This window comes from Kluyvera sp. Awk 3, assembly GCF_028069715.1.
GTDB classification, from domain to species: Bacteria; Pseudomonadota; Gammaproteobacteria; order Enterobacterales; family Enterobacteriaceae; genus Kluyvera; species Kluyvera georgiana_A.
On the sequence record NZ_JANEWH010000298.1, the window covers coordinates 1 to 826 of the forward strand.

The following is an 826-nucleotide window of genomic DNA, read 5'->3' on the forward strand; positions in this document are numbered from 1 at the left end:
GTAAATTACATGACTGTCAATACATATTGCCAGTGTGGTGAGCGCATGGTTACTATTTGGCTCAGGAAAAAGGAGCCATACTATTAACACACACAATAATTTCATCATGCCACTCATTTTCCCTGACTGATAACGATATTTTATCTGTTGGGGGATAAGGAACTAACAGACAACTCTCTCTTCTGAAAGAGTGGAGCGTGTTCATTTTTCAGAAGTATTTTTATCGAAACTAGCCAGTATGAGAGATTTTTGCAATCGAATTTAACTATATAGCCATAATAATCTGATAATGGAAAATATCATTTTGAGTAAAAATGCATTTATCACCTGTGCATTTCGCCAAATTTTTAAAGAATGCGACTGTAAAGATGTCTGCGTTGTGGATATAGATTCATACGGTTCGCTCAATGAATTATTGAACAATATGAAAAAGGGGAAGTTAAGTGTAAATCAGAAGGTCTATTTTCTAAAAGGAAATAGTGTTTTATCAAACATGCTCGTTTCCATAACAGCCTTTCATGTTCTTGACTCACTGGCACATATTCGAAAAGTGATTCTGACAGGAATCGCGCCCTGCTATGTGTTTGTGGGGAGGTATATTAATGGGCTCAGAGAACTCAGTGTGCTGACCCATAGAGAAAAGCAGATAGTATATGCACTCGTGAATTATAAAGATGTGTCCAGCATAGCGCGAGCCATGAACGCAAACCATAAAACTATTTATTCTCGTGTGCGGAAGATTGCTATCAAGTTGAATTTGCGTGATATCGGGCAGGTGCGAAAGTTTATTTTTTCTGAAATCACTACATAAAAGCACATCCGATAA

General features: G+C 37.2%; 1 protein-coding gene. It reads left to right on the plus strand.

The features are described 5' to 3' along the window. Positions 1–289: 289 nt before the first annotated feature. Positions 290–811 (plus strand): helix-turn-helix transcriptional regulator, encoded by a 522-nt coding sequence (locus NNN71_RS24755; protein WP_271459599.1) that lies wholly within the window; start codon positions 290–292, stop codon positions 809–811. The last annotated feature ends 15 nt before the right edge of the window (positions 812–826 follow it).

What these genes read in the sequence shown, in the direction of transcription:
- NNN71_RS24755 (WP_271459599.1), top strand. Translation starts at nt 290, where the DNA reads ATGGAAAATATCATTTTGAGTAAAAATGCATTTATCACCTGTGCATTT.